General features: G+C 74.4%; 12 protein-coding genes and 1 pseudogene. 10 read left to right on the forward strand and 3 right to left on the reverse strand.

The window, feature by feature from the left end:
- Window positions 1-124: 124 nt before the first annotated feature.
- The 5 genes from B9W62_RS08675 (at window position 125) to B9W62_RS08695 (ending at window position 5,190) form a co-directional block, all read left to right on the forward strand.
- Complete coding sequence (locus B9W62_RS08675; protein ID WP_087806620.1) at window positions 125-910, forward strand: slipin family protein; 786 nt, start codon at window positions 125-127, stop codon at window positions 908-910.
- 89 nt (window positions 911-999) lie between these two features.
- The gene (locus B9W62_RS08680) at window positions 1,000-2,382 is read left to right on the forward strand and encodes a PhoX family protein (protein ID WP_087806621.1); all 1,383 of its coding nucleotides are present in this window, start codon (window positions 1,000-1,002) and stop codon (window positions 2,380-2,382) included.
- 68 nt (window positions 2,383-2,450) lie between these two features.
- The gene (locus tag B9W62_RS08685) at window positions 2,451-3,974 is read left to right on the forward strand and encodes an FAD-dependent oxidoreductase (protein ID WP_179235399.1); all 1,524 of its coding nucleotides are present in this window, start codon (window positions 2,451-2,453) and stop codon (window positions 3,972-3,974) included.
- 86 nt (window positions 3,975-4,060) lie between these two features.
- Complete coding sequence (locus B9W62_RS08690; protein ID WP_087806623.1) at window positions 4,061-4,945, forward strand: polysaccharide deacetylase family protein; 885 nt, start codon at window positions 4,061-4,063, stop codon at window positions 4,943-4,945.
- 17 nt (window positions 4,946-4,962) lie between these two features.
- Window positions 4,963-5,190 (forward strand): hypothetical protein, encoded by a 228-nt coding sequence (locus tag B9W62_RS08695; protein ID WP_087806624.1) that lies wholly within the window; start codon window positions 4,963-4,965, stop codon window positions 5,188-5,190.
- Here the strand turns inward: B9W62_RS08695 and B9W62_RS08700 are convergent.
- Both B9W62_RS08700 and B9W62_RS08705 read right to left on the reverse strand, forming a co-directional pair.
- Window positions 5,182-5,856 carry an ABC transporter gene (locus B9W62_RS08700; RefSeq protein ID WP_087806625.1) on the reverse strand — a complete coding sequence of 225 codons (675 nt, stop codon included), beginning with the start codon at window positions 5,854-5,856 and terminating at the stop codon, window positions 5,182-5,184. The genes B9W62_RS08695 and B9W62_RS08700 overlap by 9 nt on opposite strands.
- Window positions 5,853-6,739 (reverse strand): annotated as a pseudogene (locus B9W62_RS08705) (ATP-binding cassette domain-containing protein). The gene B9W62_RS08700 and the pseudogene B9W62_RS08705 overlap by 4 nt, the downstream one beginning before the upstream one ends.
- 44 nt (window positions 6,740-6,783) lie before the next feature.
- Here B9W62_RS08705 and B9W62_RS08710 point away from each other — a divergent pair.
- The 5 genes from B9W62_RS08710 to B9W62_RS08730 all read left to right on the forward strand — a co-directional run bounded on the left by B9W62_RS08710 (window position 6,784) and on the right by B9W62_RS08730 (window position 13,124).
- A complete protein-coding gene (locus B9W62_RS08710) occupies window positions 6,784-7,533 on the forward strand; it encodes a peptidyl-tRNA hydrolase (protein ID WP_087806626.1) in 750 nt (249 codons plus the stop codon).
- A gap of 137 nt (window positions 7,534-7,670) precedes the next feature.
- A complete protein-coding gene (locus B9W62_RS08715) occupies window positions 7,671-8,990 on the forward strand; it encodes an MbnB/TglH/ChrH family RiPP precursor modification enzyme (protein WP_087806627.1) in 1,320 nt (439 codons plus the stop codon).
- A 296-nt stretch (window positions 8,991-9,286) separates the two neighbouring features.
- Complete coding sequence (locus tag B9W62_RS08720) at window positions 9,287-10,507, forward strand: RNA-guided endonuclease InsQ/TnpB family protein (protein ID WP_087806628.1); 1,221 nt, start codon at window positions 9,287-9,289, stop codon at window positions 10,505-10,507.
- Window positions 10,508-10,618: 111 nt separating this feature from the next.
- Complete coding sequence (locus B9W62_RS08725) at window positions 10,619-11,416, forward strand: TIGR04222 domain-containing membrane protein (protein ID WP_087806629.1); 798 nt, start codon at window positions 10,619-10,621, stop codon at window positions 11,414-11,416.
- A gap of 124 nt (window positions 11,417-11,540) precedes the next feature.
- Window positions 11,541-13,124 carry an alpha/beta hydrolase gene (locus tag B9W62_RS08730; protein WP_087806630.1) on the forward strand — a complete coding sequence of 528 codons (1,584 nt, stop codon included), beginning with the start codon at window positions 11,541-11,543 and terminating at the stop codon, window positions 13,122-13,124.
- Here B9W62_RS08730 and hemQ read toward each other — a convergent pair whose 3' ends face one another.
- Window positions 13,125-13,856 carry a hydrogen peroxide-dependent heme synthase gene (hemQ, locus tag B9W62_RS08735; protein WP_003972879.1) on the reverse strand — a complete coding sequence of 244 codons (732 nt, stop codon included), beginning with the start codon at window positions 13,854-13,856 and terminating at the stop codon, window positions 13,125-13,127.
- Window positions 13,857-13,859 lie beyond the last annotated feature (3 nt).

Genomic DNA, 13,859 nt, shown 5'->3' on the forward strand with positions numbered 1-13,859 from the left:
CGACGCGGAAGTCCGGCGCGTGGCGGGAAGCCCGCCGCCGGGTCCCGGGCATGGCCCCGGACCCGGCGGCGGGCCTATCGTGACAGAAAGGGTGAAAAACCGTCCTCCGAGTGAGGAGGCCGCCATGGTCCAGGAGCTTCTGACCGCGGCCGCGGCCGTCGGCAGCGCGGGCGTCCTCTACGTCGCCGCGGCGGCGCGGGTCGTCCGGCAGTACGAACGCGGGGTGGTCTTCCGGCTCGGACGGCTCGCGGGCGAGGTGCGCGGTCCCGGGTTCACGATGATCGTGCCGTTCGTGGACCGGCTGCACAAGGTGAACCTTCAGATCGTCACGCTGCCCGTGCCCGCGCAGGAGGGCATCACCCGCGACAACGTCACGGTGCGGGTGGACGCGGTGGTGTACTTCAAGGTCGTCGACGCGGCCAACGCGCTGGTCCGGGTCGAGGACTACCGGTTCGCCGTCTCGCAGATGGCCCAGACCTCGCTGCGCTCCATCATCGGCAAGAGCGACCTGGACGACCTGCTGTCCGACCGCGAGAAGCTGAACCAGGGTCTTGAGCTGATGATCGACAGCCCCGCGGTCGGCTGGGGCGTGCAGATCGACCGGGTCGAGATCAAGGACGTCTCGCTGCCGGACACCATGAAGCGCTCGATGGCCCGCCAGGCCGAGGCCGACCGGGAGCGGCGCGCCCGGGTGATCAACGCGGACGCCGAACTCCAGGCGTCGAAGGTGCTCGCGGAGGCGGCCCGGCAGATGTCCGAGACCCCGGCGGCCCTGCAACTGCGGCTGCTCCAGACGGTCGTGGCGGTCGCCGCCGAGAAGAACTCCACCCTGGTGCTGCCCTTCCCCGTGGAGCTGCTGCGCTTCCTGGAGAAGGCGCAGGAGCACCCGGAGCAGCCGGTCGGGCGGTGACACGAGCTACGCGCGTGGTTCCCGGGACTCCTGGCAGGTGATAGACACGGCGGGTCACAGTCCTGTCCGCCAGCAGGAAGGTCACCGTCATGTCCGCAACCCGCCGCCAGGTGCTCGCCCGTACCGGAGCCCTGGGCGCAGGCATCGCCTTCACCGGCGCCCTGTCCGAACTCTTCGCCGGCACCGCCGCCGCCCAGTCCCTGGGCCGCACCGGCTACGGCCCCCTGGTCCCCGACCCCGACGGCCTGCTCGACCTGCCCCGGGGCTTCCGCTACCGGGTGCTGTCCCGCGAGGGCGACCGGCTGCGCTCCGGGGAGGGCCCGGTGCCGTCCAACCACGACGGCATGGCCGCCTTCCCGGGGCGTTCCTCCGGCAGACACGGCCGCACCACCCACCTCGTCCGCAACCACGAGAACCGCGCCGACGGCCGCGTCCCCGTCCCCACCGTCGAGGGTCTGACGTACGACCCGGAGGGCAAGGGCGGCTGTACGGCGCTGGAGCTGGACTCCCGCAACCACGTCCTGTCCGAGCGGGTCGCCATCGCCGGTACGGCGGTCAACTGCGCGGGCGGGCCGACGCCTTGGCACACCTGGCTGACCTGCGAGGAGACCGAGGACCGGGCGGGGACCAACGGCTACACCAAGGACCACGGCTTCATCTTCGAGGTCGACCCGGCCGACCCGCACCGCACCGGCGCGGTGCCGCTGACGGCGATGGGCCGCTTCCAGCACGAGGCGATCGCCGTGGACCCGCGGCGCGGGGTCGTCTACGAGACGGAGGACGCCTTCGAGCGGCCGTTCGGCCTCTTCTACCGCTTCCTGCCCGAGAAGCCGCTGGGCGGCCGGGGCTCGCTGCGGGCGGGCGGCAGGCTCCAGGCGATGCGCGTGCCGGGCGTGCCCGACCTCTCCTCGATCCAGGAGACGGGCGCCACCTTCGACCGCATCGAGTGGGTGGACGTCCCCGACCCGCTGGCCGACGGGACGCCGATCCGCTTCCAGGACTTCGGCCGGGGCGGCATCACCCACGCCCAGAAGCTGGAGGGCTGCTACTGGGGCGGGAGCAGCGTGTACTTCGTGTCGTCCTTCGCCCACAGCGACGAGGGCTCGGCCGCCGACCACTACGGGCAGATCTGGCGCTACGACCCCGAGCGGCGCCGGCTCACCCTGGTGATCGTCTTCGGCCCGGACACCGACGTGCAGCTGCCCGGCGAGTCCCCGGACAACATCTGCCTCGCCCCCAGCGGCGGTCTCATGGTCTGCGAGGACGGCAACGGAGCGCAGCACGTCTTCGGTGTGACCCGGCGCGGCGAGGTCTACGCCATGGCCCGGGGCGCGCAGAACATCGGCACGGAGGAGGAGCCCGAGTGGGGTGAGTTCGCCGGTGTCACCTTCTCCCCGGACGGCGACACGATGTACGTCAACTGCTACACGCCCGGCACCACCTTCGCGGTGACGGGTCCCTGGCGCGGGTAGCGGCCGGGGTTCCCGGCGGGGCGCACCGTCCGGTCACTGAAGCCGCGGCCATGGGGTACCCGGGCCGCATGACTCAGAACGTGCAGGTCAACGGCTCGTACTGGCTTCAGACGGCACCGGGCGGTGCGCCCCGTCCCGCGCTCGCGGAGGATCTCGACGTCGATGTCGCCGTGATCGGCGCGGGTGTCGCCGGGCTCAGCACGGCCTGGGAGCTGGCGCGGGCCGGGCGGAGTGTGGCGGTGCTGGAGGCCGGGCGGGTCGCCGCCGGGGTCACCGGGTACACCAGCGCCAAGCTGACCGCCCAGCACACCCTGGTCTACGACAAGCTGCGCCGCACCCGCGGCCCCGAGGGCGCCCGCCTGTACGCCCGCTCGCAGTCCGAGGCGATCGAGCGCGCCGCCGGGATCGTCGCGGAGCTGAGCATCGACTGCGACTGGGAGACGCGGGACGCGTACACCTACGTCCGCGACCCCGGCCGGGTGGACGAGGTGCGGGCGGAGGCGGCGGCCGCGAAGGAGGCGGGGCTCGCGGCGTCGTTCGTGACGGAGACCGGGCTGCCGTTCCCGGTGGCGGGCGCCGTGAAGGTGACCGGGCAGGCCCAGTTCCACCCCCTCAAGTACCTGCGGGCGCTCGCCGCGGACCTGGAGGCGCACGGCGGGCGGATCTTCGAGGACACCACCGTGCAGGGCCTGGACGAGGGCGAGCCGTGCCGGGTGCGGACCGAGGCGGGGGCGACGGTCACCGCCCGGGACGTCGTGGTCGCCACGCACTACCCGATCTTCGACCGGGCGCTGCTCTTCGCCCGCCTCTCCCCGCGCCGCGAGCTGGTCGTCGCCGGGACGATCGAGGCGGACCGCGACGTCGACGGCATGTACATCACGCCGGAGGACAACACCCGCTCGGTGCGTACCGCGCCCCTGGACGACGCGGGCCGCCGCCTGCTCGTCGTCACCGGGGAGCACTTCACCCCCGGCACGGGCGACACCCGCGAGCGCTTCGCGCGCCTGGCCGCCTGGGCGGACGAGCACTTCCCCGGCGTCGAGCGCACCCACGCCTGGGCCACGCAGGACATCGACCCGACCGACACCGTGCCGATGGCGGGTCCGCTGCACCCGGGCGCGCACCACACCTACGTCGCCACCGGCTTCGGCGGCTGGGGACTGAGCGGCGGCATGATGGCGGGCCGGCTGCTCACCGCGCAGATCACCGGCGAGGAGTGCGCCTGGAGCGGGCTGTACGACCCGCGCCGGCTGCGCACGGCGGTGCGCGAGGCGCCCGCGCTGCTCAAGACGCAGGCCGAGGTGGCCCGGCACTTCGTCGGCGACCGGCTGCGGCCCGCGCCGCCGGTGGACGCGCTGCCTCCCGGTGAGGGCGCGGTGGTCCGGGCGGGCGGCGACCGGCTCGCGGTCTACCGGGACGAGGCCGGCGCCCTGCACGCCGTCTCGCCGCGCTGCACCCACCTGGGCTGCCTGGTCGACTTCAACGCGGCCGAGCGCGCCTGGGAGTGCCCCTGCCACGGCTCCCGGTTCGCCACGGACGGCACGGTGCTGGAGGGCCCGGCGACCAAGCCGCTGGAGCGGCGGGACATCTGACACCGGCTGGACCGGGCGGGTGAGAGCGGCGGCACGTCGACGGACGTAGTCATACAAACCGAACATCCCACTTCTACGGTCGTACGGTGATCTCTCTCGTACGACGTGCCACCGCGCTCTGTGTCCTGGGCGCCGCCCTCACCGCCTGCGGAACCACGCGCGCCGAGGTGGCCCCCCGCCCGGCGCCCTCGGCCCCCGCCCCGTCCCCGTCCCCGTCCTCCTCCCGGACGCCCACGCCCACCCTCGCGCCCGGCCCGGCGGGCCTGACCCCCGTCTTCGAGCACGGCCCGCGCACGGGCGCCGCGAAGGACGGCGCGGAGGACGGCAAGCTGGTCGCCCTCACCTTCGACGCCGACATGACCGCCGACCAGGGGCCGCGGGCGGCGTCGGGCGAGCGGTTCGACAACCCGGGGCTGATCGCGGCGCTGCGGGAGCTGAAGGTGCCGGCCACGGTGTTCATGACGGGCCGCTGGGCCGAGGAGTACCCGGACGAGGCCCGCTCCATCGGCCGGGACCCTCGGTTCGAGATCGCCAACCACTCTTACAGCCACTACGCCTACACCGACGACTGCTACGGCCTGCCCACCGTGTCCGGGGACCGCATGCGCTCCGACCTGGAGCGGGCCTACACCGCCTTCGAGAAGGCCGGGGTGCCGAACCCGATGCCGTACTTCCGCTTCCCCGGCGGCTGCTACGACGAGGCGGCCCTCAAGAAGCTGTCGGCCACCGGGGTCACCGCCGTGCAGTGGGACGTGGTGAGCGGCGACGCCTTCGCCACGGACGCCGACGCGGTGACCCGGCAGGTGCTCGACGGGGTACGGCCGGGTTCGGTCGTCGTCATGCACTGCACGCGCAGCGCCGCCCCGGTGACCGAGGAGGTGGTGCGGGCGGTGGTGCCGGAGCTGCGCCGCCAGGGCTACCGCTTCGCGAAGGTCTCGGAACTGATCGGCGCCGCGAACGGGCACGCCTGACGTCCTACGCTGGAGACATGAACAGCGACCACGGCCAGAACCCGGACGGCGCGGACGGCGCCGGCTGCGAGCCCGGCGGCTACTGCCTGATCGACGCGCCCCGGCCGCCGAAGGCCGACGGCCCGCCGTACGCGGAGTGCGTGCAGTGCCGGGAGCCCACGGAGTACCCGGAGTCGTACAAGGGCATCACGCTCTGCCCGGTCTGCGAGTGGCAGGAGGCGCAGCGCACCGCCTGCTCAGGCTGACGGCCTGCGTGAGCCGAGCGCACAGGCCGCGGCGACCGCGGCCACGGCGATGACCGCCGCCCCGGCCAGCGGCAGCAGCGGCAGCGGGACCGCGCCCGACTTCGACCCGGCGACCAGGTCGCCGACCGCCGCCCGCGCCGGGGACCCCGACGCCACCAGCGCCAGCAGGGCCGCCAGCAGCAGGGCGGGGACCGCGCGTCCGGGCGAGCGCAGCACCGGCCAGGCGGTGAGCGCGCCGACGGCGGTGCCGAGCAGGGCGCACACCAGCGCGGCGAGCAGTCCGGCACCGGCCGCCGGGAGCGGGGGCACGCGCGTTCCGTGACCGGTACTGACCGGGTCGCTGATCAGCGTCACGACCACGGTCGCGACCGCGCCCAGGACCACGGCGACGGCCAGCGCCGCGAGCACGGCCGCCAGGTGGGCCCGCCCCGGGCCCCGCGCCGCCGACACGCAACTCCGCGCGGCGGGCGGCTCGGACGTGACGCAGATCCGCACCAGCCAGGCCGCGACCGGCAGCAGCACGGCCGCCGCCCAGCCCAGCGAGTCGAGCACGGGCTGGCCGCCCTGCACCCCGATGCCGAGCGCGGCGGCGTACAGGACGACGGGCGGCAGCCAGCGCTGGGAGCGCAGCAGGAGGGCCGTCTGGTAGCGCAGGAGAGCGGTCATCGGTGCTCCTCCGGGGCGTGCACGCTCACCACGTGCCAGGGCGGCCGGGCGGTCAGCAGGGTGCGCAGCAGGACGTCGGAGTGCGAGGCGGGGACGGTGAGCGTGTGGGAACCGGGGCCGGTCTCCTGCGCCGACGCGGCCGTCCGGCGCACGTCGCCGGGCAGGGCGGCACCGGGCGGACCCTGCACCCGGACGACGACCCGCGGCCCGGCCGGTACCGGTTCCGGTCCGGTACGGCGGTGCAGGGTGCCGTCGCGCACGACGTGCACGGCGTCGCTCGCCCCGCCCAGGCGGCCCGGATCGTGGTCGACGAAGACGACGGCACCGCCGGCCGCCGTCCTCCCCCACTGCCTGAAGGGCGTGGGGGTACCCCCACGGCCACCGCCCGTTCCAGTTCCGCCCGCGCGTCGGCGTCGAGCCCGGTCCAGGCCTCGTCGAGGACCAGCAGCTCCGGCTCGGCGAGCAGCGCCTGCGCCACCGCCACCTTCTGGCTGCTGCCCTTGGACAGCCTGGTCAGCGGGGTGTCGGCGTACCCCGCGGCGCCCAGCCGCTCCAGCCACTGCCGCGCGGCCCGGGTCGCCGCCCGGCGGGACAGCCCGTGGACGGCGCCGAGGTGGGTGAGGTACCGCGCGGCGGTGAAGGGCAGGGCGGCCGGGAAGCGCTCGGGGACGTAGGCCGTGCGCGGACGGCCGGTGACCCGCCCCTCGGTGGGGGCGTCGATCCCGGCGAGGAGGCGCAGCAGGGTCGACTTGCCGGTGCCGTTGGCGCCTTCGACGCGGACGAGGGCGCCGGGCGGCACGCCCAGCTCGACCCCGCGCAGCACCCAGGGGCCGCGCAGGCCGTAGCGGCGTCCCACACCGTCCAGCCGCAGCTCGCGTCGCATGGGGCCATACTCTCCCAGCCGCGCGGGTTGGCAGACTGTAGGACGTGAGCAACGATCCGACGTCCCCCGTCCCCGCCCCCGTTCCCGTCCCCGACAGCCCCTTCCGTCCGGAGCCCGGGGACCGCGACCTCGCGCCGCAGTTCGTGCTGCCGCTGGTGGTGCGCATCGAGCGGGCGGCGCCGCCGCCCCGTACCGACGCGCTGGAGACCGCGGCCCGGGCCGTGCTGGTGATGCTCGGCGACGAGCGGTCGACCGGCGACGGCGCGTGGGCGCGGGCGATGCGGGACTGGCAGGACGCCCGCATCCGCAAGGTCGTGCGGCGGGCCCGGGGCGCGGAGTGGCGGCGGGCCGAGGCGCTGCCCGGCATCACGGTCACCGGCAAGACCGCCGAGGTGCGGGTCTTCCCGCCCGTCCCCCTGGACGGCTGGCCCAAGGACCTGGCCCGCCTCCAGGTCTCCGGCACCGACCTCGACGACCCCGAGCCGCCGGCCGACGCCGATCCCTCCGCGCCGGTGCTCTGGCTCAACCCGGACCTCGACATGTCGGCGGGCAAGGCGATGGCGCAGGCGGGCCACGGCGCGCAGCTCGCCTGGTGGGAGCTGTCCGACGGCGAGCGGACGGCGTGGCGCGAGGCGGGCTACCCGCTGTCGGTGCGCACCGCGGACCCGGCCCGCTGGACCGGCCTCACCACGGGCGGGCTGCCGGTGGTGCGCGACGCCGGGTTCACGGAGATCGCACCGGGTTCGTGCACGGTGGTGGCGGACCATCCGGCGCTGCGGCGGCCGCGCCCGTAGGCGGCGCGGGCGCGCCGGCCGGTGCCCGGGGTGGCACGCGAACCTCAAATGTTCCTCTGAAGGCGCTCGCCGCGGGGTTGGGGCCCGGTCGCACGGGCGATACCCCGGTCATGACGACGCGGAGGGAGGGATCGGCCATGCGACGACTGGGCACCGGCATCGGATGGCGGCCGGAGATCGCGGACGCCGTCGAGGAGATGCCCGGCATCGAGTGGGTCGAGGCCGTGTCCGAGAACCTGTGTCCCGGGCATCTGCCCGGCTCGCTGCTGCGACTGCGCGAGCGCGGAGTGACCGTCGTGCCGCACGGGGTCTCGCTCGGTCTCGGCGGCGCGGACCGGCCGGACCCGGGGCGGCTGGCGGCGCTGGCCGAGCGGGCCGAGGTGCTCGGGTCGCCGCTGGTCACCGAGCACATCGCCTTCGTGCGCGCGGGCGGGGCGCTGACCGCGTCGCCGCCGCTGGAGGCGGGGCACCTGCTGCCCGTGCCGCGCACGCGCGACGCCCTCGACGTGCTGTGCGAGAACGTGCGCATCGCCCAGGACGCGCTGCCCGTGCCGCTGGCCGTGGAGAACATCGCCGCGCTCGTCTCCTGGCCGGACGAGGAGCTGACGGAGGGGCAGTTCCTGTACGAGCTGGCCGACCGGACCGGCGTGCGGCTGCTGATCGACGTGGCGAACCTGCACACCAACCACGTCAACCTGGGTGAGGACCCAGCCGAGGCGCTCGCCGAGCTGCCCCTGGAGGCCATCGCCTACGTCCACGTCGCGGGCGGCTTCGAGCGGGACGGCGTCTGGCACGACAGCCACGCCCACCCCGTCGCGCGGCCGGTGCTGGACATCCTGACCGACCTCGCCTCGCGCGTCGCGCCGCCGGGCGTACTGCTGGAGCGGGACGAGAACTTCCCCGACGGCGACGAGTTGCGGGGTGAGGTGGAGGCGATCCGCGCCGCCGTGGAGAAGGGCCGGGCGGCGGCCACCGGGACCGGAGCGGCCGCCCGCACCCCGCGCACCGGTACCGATGCGGCCTCCGGCGCCGACGACGCCGTACGGCAGCGGCTCGGGCTGGCGCAGGCCGCACTGCTGTCCGCGCTGGTGGCGGGGACGCCGGCGCCCGAGGGGTTCGACCGGGTGCGGCTGGGGGTGCAGGCGCGGGCGCTCGCCGGGAAGCGGGCCGACGTGGTCGCGAAGGTCGCGCCCGAACTGCCGGTGCTCCTGGGCGCCCGGTACCGCCCCGCCTTCCTCGCCTACGCACAGGGGTGTCCGATGACCGGCGGCTACCGGCGGGACGCCCTCGGCTTCGTCGAACACGTACTGCGGACGCCACCGGGGGAGGGCGAGGACCCGGGGGTGCGGCGGGAGTTGCGGGAGTGGTGGCTGGAACGGTCGGGACCGGTGCCGCGGTCGGCCCGCCCCGGGGTCCGGCTGGCCCGTGCGACCAGGCGCGTTCTGCTGCGGCGCTGAATCCCGCTCGGCAGCGTGGGGACATCGCCAACGGACATCACCCTCTTGCAAGGAGGCTCCGGCATCCACGCCGAGGAGGAAGCACATCCGGATGGTGCGACGCGGAGCGTCGCCGTGGTCCGCTTCGGCGCGGAGCGCCCGGCGTACCCAAGGTAGTGCGTACATGTGTGCCCATAGTCGCTGGTCGGGGTGGTGGTTATGGGATCGGCGGGTGTGTGTGCGGCTGGCGTACGTATGGTCCTTTGCGGGGTTCGGGACGGCACGGTGTCCTGGCCACAGGTCGTGAGGTGGGTGAGATGGCGCAGGCGGGGGCCGATGAAAAGGTCGGGCATGCCCGGTACACGTACCGGCTGCGGGTGTCGTCCGCGGCCCGCGCCCTGCTGGCGGCCGAGTGGGGCCGGTGCCGCTGGCTGTGGAACGAGTGCGTCGCCAAGTCCAGGGCCGTACACCTGCACAACAGGGCCACCGGCGAGAAGACCACGTGCGGCCCGGCGCAGCTGGACAGGATGCTGACCGAGGCCCGTTCCCGTACGCCGTGGCTGCGGGAGGGCTCCTCGGTTCCCCAGCAGCAGGTCATCCGCAACTTCGGCCGCTCCCGCGCCAAGGCGCACAAGGACATCGCAGAGCGGCAGCCCGTGGCGCGCCGGGCCGGGATGCCGACATGGAAGACCAGGCGTGAGTCGCTGGCGACCCTGAACTACACCCGGCGCGGTTTCCGGCTGAAGGACGGCCGACTGCATCTGACGGGCGGCATCGTCGTGAGGGCGGTGTGGTCGCGGGAGTTGCCGGCCGAGCCGTCCTCCGTACGCGTGTACCAGGACAGCCTCGGGCACTGGTACGCCTCGTTCGTCGTCCCCGCCCAGGTCCAGCCCCTGCCCGCGACCGGCCGGGTTCTCGGTGTCGACTGGGGTGTGCGAGAGACGGCGACGACGACAACCGACGCGCACGACCTGCCGCACTCCTCGCACGGTGGGAAGGCGAAGGAGAAACTCACCCGCTACGACCGGATGATGGCCCGCCGCAGGCCCAAGAAGGGGACGGCCGCATCGAGGGGCTACCGTGAGGCGAAGAGGCTGCGGGCGAAGGCATACAAGAAGGTCGCCAGGCAGCGTGCGGACACCGGCCGCAAGTGGGCCAAGAAGGTCGTCCGCGACCACGATGCCGTAGCGGTCGAGGACTTCAGGCCGAAGTTCCTGGCCCGGTCGACGATGGCCCGCAAGGCCGCGGACGCCGCCATCGGCGCCACCAAGGCCGCTCTGATCGAGATGGGACGCAAACACGGGCGGGACATCCGCCTGGTCCACCCCGCGTACACCACGATGGACTGCGCGCAGTGCGGAGCGAGAGCCAAGCACGCCCTGCCGCTGGGTGAACGCACCCACACCTGCACCGCCTGCGGAACCACGTCCCCCAGGGACAAGAATTCCGCACGCGTCATGCTCGCCCGGGCTGGTCTCAACCCGGCTGGTGCCGAAGGCGGAAGACCTCCTGGAGCGCCGCTCCAGGAGGCAGCCTGAGCCAGGAATCCCCTCCCTTCAGGGAGGGGAGGATTCAAATACCCACAACACTGCGTCCCGGAATGTGAAAAGGGCATGGCGCGGCGAAAGCCTTTGGCATAGAAGTACGGCATGTTCTGGGTCCTTTTCCTCCTGTCGGCCTGGGCCGTCGCGGGCCTCGCCTGCCTGCGGCTGTGTCTGGCGGCCGTGCGCGCGGCGGCCGTCGACCCGCGTGCCGCGGCTCCTGAGCACACGCTGACGCTGTACGAGGCGGCGTTCCTGTCCGGCGGTCCGCGGCGGGTGGCCGACCTGACGCTGGTCTCGATGGCGCGCCAGCGCCGGCTGCTGCTCGCGCACACCGGCTGGGCGACCGTCGTCGACCCCTGCGGCCGGGACGACATGGAGCGGTCGGTGATAGGGGCGATAGGGCCCGGCGGGCAGTCGCGGATAGCGCCGGTACGGGCCGCCGCGGCCGCCGCCGAGGCGGTACGGAGCCTGGCCGACCGGCTGGTCGGGGCGGGCCTCGCCGTGCCCGACGGCGGCGCCGGCGGCGTCGCGGCCGGGGTGCGGCGGGTGCGGGTCGCCGCGGTGACCGTGTGCGCGCTCGGGCTGGTGGCGCTGGCGCTGCCGCTGCCCGCCACCGAGCCGCGGCTGCTCATCGCCCTCTGGTTCGCGCTGCCGCTCGCCCTGACGCTCGGGTGCCTCGCCATCACGCGGATGGAGATCCACCCGTACGCGCGCTGGGCCTCGCCCGCCGGGCAGCGGCTGGTCGGCGCCCTCGTGCGGCAGGCCGACGGCACGGCGGACGACCGGACCTTCCTCACCTCGGTCGCCGTGCGCGGCGTGCACGCCATCGGGGAGCCGGACCTGCGGGCGGCCTTCGCCCACCGCGAGAAGTACGCCGGGGACCACGGGGAGCGCCGGGCCTGACGCGGTCGGCCCCGGGGGCGCACGGAGGCACTCGGCGGCGACACCCGCGGGCGGTGCTTGCCCCGCCCGGCCGGTGCCCCAAACATCCCTTGTGTCACTCCCCGTGCCACCGAAGGGATACGCGATGCGAGCTGCCGCCCTCTACTCGGCCGCCGGGTCCTTGCTGCTGACCACCCTCGCCGCCACTCCGGCCCAGTCGGCGCCCCCGGCCGGGCCCGGGTCCGCCGAGGCGCACGGTACCGCCGTGGCGGCCCGGCGCGCGGCGGCGGCCGGGATCGAGTTCGGCAGGTGCCCGAAGGCGGAGGACCTGCCGGGCGGCATCCGCTGCGGCACCGTGTCCGTCCCGCTGGACTATGCCCACCCGGACGGGAAGCGGATCGAGCTGACCGTCAGCCGGATGCGGGCCACCCACCAGGACCCGGCCGGCGGCGAGCGCGAGGTCCCCGGCCGGGGCGCCCTCCTCTACAACCCGGGCGGCCCCGGCGCGTCCGGGCTGTACTTCCCGCTGGTGGGCATGGTGCCCGAGTGGAAGCGCATCGCCGCCGCCTACGACCTCGTCGGCTACGCCCCGCGCGGGGTCGCGCCCTCCGCCCCGCTGTCCTGCCAGGACCCCGGGGACTTCTTCAAGGGGCCCCGGCCGGCCCCGACGCGGCCCTCGGACGCCTACAAGGAGCAGCGCGCCGCCGAGGCCGAGGCGTACGCCCGCGACTGCGCGGAACGGGGCGGGGACGCGCTGCGGCACTACCACTCCCTCAACAACGCCCGTGACCTGGAGGTCGTCCGCGCCGCGCTGGGCGAGCGGCGGCTCACGTTCATGGGCGCGTCGTACGGCACCTACCTCGGCGCGCTGTACGCCGAGCTGTTCCCCTCGCACGTACGGCGGATGGTGTTCGACGCGGTGGTGAATCCGGACCCGGAGCAGGTCTGGTACCGCAACAACCTGGACCAGTCCGAGGCGTTCGAGGACCGCTGGGACGACTTCAAGGAGTGGGTCGCCGGGCACGACGCCGTGTACGGGCTCGGGGACACGGCGCGGCAGGTGCAGGACGCCTACGAGGAGGCGAGCGCGCGGCTGGCCGCGGAGCCGGCGGGCGGGACGGTGGGACCCGCGCAGTTGCAGGGGGCGTTCCTGAAGGCCGGGTACTACGACGACTACTGGCCGCACCGCGCCGAGGCGCTGTCGGCATACCTGGAGGGCGACCCGCAGCCGCTGATCGACCAGGCGGGCACCCGGACCGCGGAGGGCGCGGCCGGGGCGGAGAACTCCAACGCCGTGTACACGGCCGTCGAGTGCAACGACGCGCCCTGGCCGACCGACTTCGGGGTCTGGGACCGGGACAACACCCGGCTGGCCCGCAGGGCGCCGTTCGAGACCTGGGACAACGTGTGGACGAACCTGCCGTGCGCCTACTGGCGGGCGCCGCGGCAGGAGCCCCTGGACGTGCGCACCGCGCCGGGTGAGCTGCCGCCGACGCTGGTCCTGGCCGCCGAGCGGGACGCGGCGACACCGTACGAGGGCGCGCTGGAGCTGCGGCGGCGACTGGCGGGCTCGGTGCTGGTGACCGAGCGGGACGCCGGGACGCACGGCATCGCGGGCGGCCCGAACGACTGCGTCAACGGCCACCTGGAGGCGTACCTGCTGGAGGACCGCCTCCCGGCGCGGGACACGTCGTGCGCCCCGCGCCCGGAACCGGAGCCGAGGGCCTGACTAGGCGAGCCCGGCGACCAGCTCGCCGATGTCCTTGCGGCGCCCCGTGTAGAACGGGATCTCCTCGCGGACGTGGCGACGCGCCTCGGAGCCGCGCAGGTGGCGCATGAGGTCGACGATGCGGTGCAGCTCGTCGGCCTCGAAGGCGAGGATCCACTCGTAGTCGCCCAGCGAGAAGGAGGCGACCGTGTTGGCGCGCACGTCCGGGTAGCCGCGGGCCATCTTGCCGTGGTCGGCGAGCATGCGGCGGCGGTCCTCGTCGGGCAGCAGGTACCAGTCGTAGGAGCGCACGAACGGGTAGACGCTGATGTAGTTGCGCGGCGTCTCGTCGGCCAGGAAGGCCGGGATGTGCGAGCGGTTGAACTCGGCGGGGCGGTGCAGCGCCATGTTCGACCAGACCGGCTCCAGCGCACGGCCCAGCTTCGTGCGGCGGAAGAGGTTGTACGCCTCCTGGAGCTGGTCGGCGGTCTCGGCGTGCCACCAGATCATCAGGTCGGCGTCGGCGCGCAGACCGGACAGGTCGTAGGTGCCGCGGATCGTCACGTCCTTCGCGGCCAGCTGGTCGAACAGCTCCTGGACCTCGTCGGCGTACCCGGCGCGGTCCTCGGGGAGGGTGTCCTTGAGCTTGAAGACGGACCAGAGGGTGTAGCGGATGACCTCGTTGAGGTCCTTGGCCAGCTTGCCCTTGTTGGGGATGCGCTCGGCCGCGGGGGTGGAGGCGTCGTCACTCATGGC

It is taken from the genome of Streptomyces sp. CS113, from assembly GCF_002188365.1.
GTDB classification, from domain to species: domain Bacteria; phylum Actinomycetota; class Actinomycetes; order Streptomycetales; family Streptomycetaceae; genus Streptomyces; species Streptomyces tendae.

Excerpts from the sequence above, each read along its gene's own strand:
- B9W62_RS08675 (WP_087806620.1), top strand. The coding sequence starts at position 125 with ATGGTCCAGGAGCTTCTGACCGCGGCCGCGGCCGTCGGCAGCGCGGGC.
- B9W62_RS08680 (WP_087806621.1), top strand. The coding sequence starts at position 1,000 with ATGTCCGCAACCCGCCGCCAGGTGCTCGCCCGTACCGGAGCCCTGGGC.
- B9W62_RS08685 (WP_179235399.1), top strand. The coding sequence starts at position 2,451 with ATGACTCAGAACGTGCAGGTCAACGGCTCGTACTGGCTTCAGACGGCA.
- B9W62_RS08695 (WP_087806624.1), top strand. The coding sequence starts at position 4,963 with ATGAACAGCGACCACGGCCAGAACCCGGACGGCGCGGACGGCGCCGGC.
- B9W62_RS08700 (WP_087806625.1), bottom strand. The coding sequence starts at position 5,856 with ATGACCGCTCTCCTGCGCTACCAGACGGCCCTCCTGCTGCGCTCCCAG.
- B9W62_RS08715 (WP_087806627.1), top strand. The coding sequence starts at position 7,671 with ATGCGACGACTGGGCACCGGCATCGGATGGCGGCCGGAGATCGCGGAC.
- B9W62_RS08720 (WP_087806628.1), top strand. The coding sequence starts at position 9,287 with ATGGCGCAGGCGGGGGCCGATGAAAAGGTCGGGCATGCCCGGTACACG.
- B9W62_RS08725 (WP_087806629.1), top strand. The coding sequence starts at position 10,619 with ATGTTCTGGGTCCTTTTCCTCCTGTCGGCCTGGGCCGTCGCGGGCCTC.
- B9W62_RS08730 (WP_087806630.1), top strand. The coding sequence starts at position 11,541 with ATGCGAGCTGCCGCCCTCTACTCGGCCGCCGGGTCCTTGCTGCTGACC.
- hemQ (WP_003972879.1), bottom strand. The coding sequence starts at position 13,856 with ATGAGTGACGACGCCTCCACCCCCGCGGCCGAGCGCATCCCCAACAAG.